We start from the raw sequence: 4,716 nt of genomic DNA, 5'->3' as shown, positions 1-4,716 counted from the left end.
GAATCATGTCTCGCACATCAGATCGCACGCCGACCGGCTCCGCCAAACGCGCAACGTCGCTCCGCGTCTCGTGGATGAGCCCGAACCAGCTTCGCGCCTACTTCGTGGCGCGAGAGACGCTGCGCAAACTGAAGCCCACACCGACGCCATTGGTGCCTGTCGATTTTTCACCGCGTGACCGCGGTCACGTGGGTCGCTGACTACCGATGGCGTAAACCAGCATGACTGCACTCGCAGGCGCCATCACACCGCCGCGCAGTCCGTTCACAGGGCTCGCTCCGGGGCCACCAAGCAGTCATTCGCGGCGATGCCCCGCATTGGCATCACTATTTACTGAAGGAGGTCCGACATGCTCGATACCATGTTCTATCGCCCTCAGGGGCTCCTCGACCAGCTGACCACGCTGCACCAGGCGCTCACGCGCTCATTGACCGGGGACGGCACGCCGGACGCAATACGCTCCGTCGCCGCCGGTAGTTTTCCCGGCATCAACGTCGGCCGTACCACGAAGACCTTGGAGGTCTATGCGTTTGCGCCCGGCCTTGATGCGGCGTCCATCGATGTGACGGTGGAACGGGGTGTCCTGAAGATTTCCGGCGAGCGCCGCGGCTCGGCGCCTGGCGGCGATCTGAAGGTGCAGACGTACGCCGCAGAGCGCCCGATGGGACGCTTCACCCGGGCGCTGACGCTGCCCGACGATGCCGACACGGCGAAAGTGGAAGCGACGTATCGCGACGGTGTTCTACGGGTCAGCGTCGGTCTGCAAGAGGCGGCTCAGCCCACGCGCATCGCGGTTCGCTGATACCGCGTCCTCTCGTCCAACAGACCATGAAAGGAACTGTCATGTCCAACACCGACCTGGCTACTGCTGCACCCGACCGCAGCAACCCGACGCGACCCCAAGACGCACGCATGGAATCGAGCGAACGCTCGCAACGCGCCGTCGCACCCGCAGCGGATATCTTCGAAGATGCCGGTGGCATCACGCTGCTCGCGGACATGCCGGGCGTTTCGCGGGAGAACCTCGACGTTCGCCTGCACGGCGACTCGCTTGCCATCGAAGGGCAAGCAAGCATCGCCACGGCGGAAGACATGCGCGCGCTGTGGGCTGAAGTCAGCGTGCCGTGCTTCCGTCGCACCTTCACGCTCAGCCGGGAGCTTGACGCCGGCCGCATCGAGGCCAACATCAAGGATGGAGTCCTGAGTCTGCGCATCCCGAAGCAGGCCCATGCGCAAGCGAAGAAGATCTCCGTGCGTGCGGGCTGACACTCGGCTTGAACGGTATTGCGCCATGCCTGCGGATTGCTATCGCGTGGTCGTGCCCGAGAGCGCTCGCCTGGCCGGTTACACCGCTACCGGCCGGCGGGCCTCCGTCGTCCCGGGCGAGCATGTCGTCCAGCGATTCAGGCTGAAGGTGCCGCTCGATGGCATCTCGGAAGCTTTCCGATTTCTAGGTGCCGACGCACGCGGCGATGACATCCACATCCCAGTGCGCTCGGAGGCTGACATCGAACGCGTTCTGCACGAAGAGCCGGCATCCGAATAAAGTTGGCCTAGAAGCGGTCGGTCACAGGGGGCCCGCTCCTGGCCGGCTACGGCCTGCCTGGATTTGCCATTGGTCATGCCTTTTGCCGTGCTATTTCATTCGATGCTCGGACTTGACCCGGCAGCGCACCGAGGACTTCCTGCGCGCCCTGCCACGCGGATGAGGGACTGATTCCGGGAGCACACGAACGATGATTGAGCATGCGGTGGTGATCGCCGGCGGAGGTCCGACGGGGCTGATGTTGGCAGGTGAATTGGCGCTGGCAGGCGTGGACGTCGCTGTCGTCGAGCGCCGTCCCCATCAAGAACTCTCCGGTGCGCGCGCCCTGGGAATCTCCTCGCGAACCATTGAAGTGCTCGACCAGCGCGGCATCGCGGATCGATTCCTCGCGGCGGGACAAACCGCGCAGGTCACGGGCTTCGCCCTCACCCGCCTGGACATCAGCGATTTCCCGACTCGCCACAACTACGGGCTGGCGCTGCGGCAGAAGCACATCGAGCGCCTCCTGGCCACCTGGGTCACCGAGCTCAAGGTGCCCATCCTCTACGGCCGTGAAATCACGGGATTCGTGCAGCACGACGGCGGTGTCGACGTCGCACTCGCCGACGGTCGGTCACTGAGGGCGCTGTATCTCGTCGGGTGCGACGGCGGACGCAGCATCATTCGCAAGACGGCGGGCATTGACTTCCCGGGTTGGGATCCGACCACGAGCAACATCCTCGCGGAAGTGGAAATGACGGAAACGCCTCCGTACGGGGTGCATCGGTCGTCTGCCGGCGTGTATGCCTTCGGGCGGTCGGAGTACGAGATCAAAGGCAGCGAGATCATCTACAAGGATGTGGGCCCGATTGGTGTCATGGTGACCGAGCCGAACCCGAATGCAGGCACCGAGCCGACGCTGCGCGATCTCAARGAGCGGCTCATCGCCGCGTGCGGCACCGACTATGGCGTCCACAGCCCGACCTGGATCTCCAGGTTCACCGACACGACGCGGCAGGCCGCGCAGTATCGCCGTGGACGCGTGCTGCTCGCCGGCGACGCCGCCCATGTTCACTCGCCGATCGGCGGACTGGGGCTCAACACGGGCGTGCAGGATGCGGTGAACCTCGGGTGGAAGCTGGCGCAGGTGATCAAGGGGACGTCACCGGAGAGCTTGCTCGACACGTATCACGCCGAGCGTCACCCGGTCGGTGCGCGCGTGCTCAAGACCACGATGGCGCAGGTTGCACTGCATCGCGAGGACGCTCGCACACTGGCTGTCCGCGACATCGTGGGCGACTTCCTCAAGATGGAGGAGCCGCGCAAACGAATCGCTGCGGAGATGTCCGGCCTGGACATTCACTACGACCTCGGCAAGGGCCACCCGCTGCTCGGACGCCGCATGCCCGATCTCGACCTGGTCACCGCGATCGGCCCGCTGCGGGTCTTCACCCTGCTGCATGATGCCCGACCGGTGCTGCTCAACGTTGGTGAACCCGGGAGCTTTGACATCGCTGCGTGGGCAGATCGGGTTCGGCTCGTCGACGCGAAATACGTCGGTACGTGGGAGCTTCCGGCACTCGGGGTGGTCACGGCTCCCACCGCGGTGTTGATTCGGCCTGACGGCCATGTGGCTTGGGTCGGAGACACTGCTCCATTCGGGCTCGTCGATGCATTGACCACCTGGTTCGGGCCGCCTGCGGCGACGTAGCCCACCCGGCTTGATGGTGTGCTGCGGACGAGGCGAGCGCAGTCTCCTGTCTCGCTTGGGGGCAGATCGACCCGTCAGCCCGGCAGCCTCTGCGCCAGCAATCAAATCGCTCAATGGTGACGCAGAGTCGAGGCCGCGGCTTCACGCCGAGCGTCGGTCTAGCGACTGGCTAGGCATCACTGCCGTGAGCATACGTATGCGCTGGCTCCCGGGCCGCGTTGGCGCGCTTGTCGCCCAGGGCCGCACCCAGTGCGATGCCAATGCCAACGCCAACTGCGAGGCCGATGCCAATACCCAAGGCCAAGTGACCAAGGGCAACGCCGAAACCGGCGCCAGCGGCCAGGCCAAGTGCTGTGCCCCACGCTATGCCAACGCCAAGGTGGTGTTCGCGGATCTCGCTCTGCTTTTCATCCACAGTGCTTCTCCTTGATGCCAAACGTTGAAACTGGGCTGCGACCTGAGGTTCGCTGCAGGGCGTCAGCTCAATCGACCTTTTTCAATCCAGTGATCATCCCGCATAGCCTACCCGAATGCTGCCAGCCATGAGCGACAGCACCTGGCTGGCCGTGAACACCCCATGTGCTCACGTCCAGGCGATGAATCGCCGCGGACTCGACTTCCTGGAACACCTGCGCGCCGAGCTGTCGAATGGACGCGTGGTCGCTGGTTCGAGCTCCGCACGGCCAGCCAATCCGATCAAGGACGTGGCACAGTTCGCCAGGCGCCTCGATCCAGCTCACGCGCTTGTCCTACGCTAGGCGGTGTCGGGGTCCTATCCGGGGTGGCGTGTCGGCCTTCGATGATCGACGGCATGCCCCTTGCAACGACGGCCAAGGCCTCCGCTCCCCACCCCGACCCCGCCGCCGCGCGGCTCGCGTGGTGGAAGACGCTCGGCCCCGGACTAATCACCGGCGCGGCCGACGACGACCCGAGCGGCATCGCCACCTACACGCAGGCCGGCGCGCAATTCGGCTACGGCATGGGCTGGAGCGTGCTGTTGACCTTTCCCCTGATGGTGGGCATAMAGCTGGCCAGCGCCCGCATCGGTCGCATCACCGGCCGCGGCCTGACCGAGAACTTCGCAAAGCTGTGCCCGTCCTGGCTCGTGATCGGACTGGTCTCGCTGCTGGTCGTGGCGAACGTGATCAACCTCGGCGCCGACCTCAACGCGATGGCCGATGCGGTGGCGCACGTGGTGGGCGGCCCGACCGCGGCGTACGCGGTCGGGTTCGGGCTGCTGTCGCTCGCGCTGCAGGTGTGGCTGCCGTACAGGCGCTACGTCGGCATCCTCAAATGGCTCACGCTGAGCCTGTTCGCCTACGTGGGGGTGGCGTTCGCCGTGCACGTGGACTGGCGCGCCGCGCTGCACGGCGCGCTGCTGCCGCACTTCGTGTGGAGCAGGGACTACGTGCCCACCCTCGTCGCGTTCCTCGTCACCACCATCAGCCCGTACCTCTTCGTCTGGCAGGCGGCGCAGGAG

At 65.5% G+C, this 4,716-nt stretch carries 8 protein-coding genes; 7 read left to right on the top strand and 1 reads right to left on the bottom strand.

Annotation, left to right across the window (positions count from 1 at the left end):
* From AC1D15_RS18695 to AC1D15_RS18670, 6 genes are all read left to right on the top strand, one after another.
* A partial coding sequence (locus AC1D15_RS18695) for a hypothetical protein (RefSeq protein WP_477827162.1) occupies window positions 1-200 on the top strand: 200 nt, incomplete at its 5' end.
* A 149-nt stretch (window positions 201-349) separates the two neighbouring features.
* Window positions 350-802: an Hsp20/alpha crystallin family protein gene (locus tag AC1D15_RS18690; RefSeq protein WP_465113400.1), complete on the top strand. Its 453-nt coding sequence runs from the start codon at window positions 350-352 to the stop codon at window positions 800-802.
* A 41-nt stretch (window positions 803-843) separates the two neighbouring features.
* A complete protein-coding gene (locus tag AC1D15_RS18685; RefSeq protein WP_477827161.1) occupies window positions 844-1,266 on the top strand; it encodes an Hsp20/alpha crystallin family protein in 423 nt (140 codons plus the stop codon).
* Between the two features lie 46 nt (window positions 1,267-1,312).
* The gene (locus tag AC1D15_RS18680; RefSeq protein WP_477827160.1) at window positions 1,313-1,546 is read left to right on the top strand and encodes a hypothetical protein; all 234 of its coding nucleotides are present in this window, start codon (window positions 1,313-1,315) and stop codon (window positions 1,544-1,546) included.
* Window positions 1,547-1,736: 190 nt separating this feature from the next.
* Complete coding sequence (locus tag AC1D15_RS18675; protein ID WP_477827159.1) at window positions 1,737-3,236, top strand: FAD-dependent monooxygenase; 1,500 nt, start codon at window positions 1,737-1,739, stop codon at window positions 3,234-3,236.
* A gap of 196 nt (window positions 3,237-3,432) precedes the next feature.
* On the top strand, window positions 3,433-3,666 hold the full coding sequence (locus AC1D15_RS18670) for a hypothetical protein (RefSeq protein ID WP_477827158.1): 234 nt from the start codon (window positions 3,433-3,435) through the stop codon (window positions 3,664-3,666).
* Between the two features lie 52 nt (window positions 3,667-3,718).
* Here AC1D15_RS18670 and AC1D15_RS18665 read toward each other — a convergent pair whose 3' ends face one another.
* Window positions 3,719-3,976, bottom strand: coding sequence for a hypothetical protein (locus AC1D15_RS18665; RefSeq protein ID WP_477827157.1), 258 nt, complete (start codon window positions 3,974-3,976; stop codon window positions 3,719-3,721).
* A gap of 71 nt (window positions 3,977-4,047) precedes the next feature.
* Here AC1D15_RS18665 and AC1D15_RS18660 point away from each other — a divergent pair.
* Window positions 4,048-4,716, top strand: a 669-nt coding sequence (locus AC1D15_RS18660; RefSeq protein ID WP_477827156.1) for an NRAMP family divalent metal transporter, incomplete at its 3' end; no start/stop codon positions are given.

It is taken from the genome of Rhizobacter sp. P2_H2, from assembly GCF_056403375.1.
Note: the sequence above shows the minus strand (reverse complement) of the source record. Positions and strands in the feature narration are given on the sequence as shown.